Here is a 601-nt window from a genome sequence, read left to right on the forward strand (position 1 = left end):
TCGTGTTTGTTCAGATTACCGAGGGGGAACAGGCAGCGGCCGAGCTGCTCCTGTCCGAGCAGATACAGGAAATAGGTTTGGTCCTTGTTCGCGTCCGCCGCGAGTCTCAGGTGCCAGCCCGCATGGTCGCGGGCGACGCGGGCGTAGTGACCGGTGGCGATGCGCTTGGCGCCCAGATTCAGGGCGTGATCCAGAAAGGCGCGGAACTTGATCTCCCGATTGCACAGGATATCCGGATTCGGCGTGCGGGCGGCACGGTACTCGGTGAGGAAACGGGAGAACACCCGGTCCCAATACTCGGTCGAGAAGTTGACCCGGTGCAGATGGATGCCGAGCAGCGCGGCGGTTTTAGCGGCATCCTCCAGGTCTGCGGCGGCGGCGCAATAATCGGCGGTATCGTCCTCTTCCCAGTTCTTCATGAACAGACCCTCCACCCGATACCCCTGCTCCAGCAGCAACAATGCGGCGACCGAGGAGTCCACGCCACCCGACAGCCCGACCATGACAGTGGGCCGGTGGGCAATCGGGGCTTGGACATCCTGGGGCATAAGGTTCGGATCCTGATTCACGGTGGTCGAGCTGATACCTGCTTGGCACACAG

At 62.4% G+C, this 601-nt stretch carries 1 pseudogene; it reads right to left on the reverse strand.

From position 1 onward, the window contains the following. Positions 1-548: pseudogene (locus BQ17_RS04990) on the reverse strand (tRNA 2-thiouridine(34) synthase MnmA); the annotation flags it as partial. Positions 549-601: the final 53 nt, after the last annotated feature.

Source organism: Candidatus Thiosymbion oneisti, from assembly GCF_900092655.1.
Classification (GTDB): Bacteria; Pseudomonadota; Gammaproteobacteria; order Chromatiales; family Chromatiaceae; genus Thiosymbion; species Thiosymbion oneisti.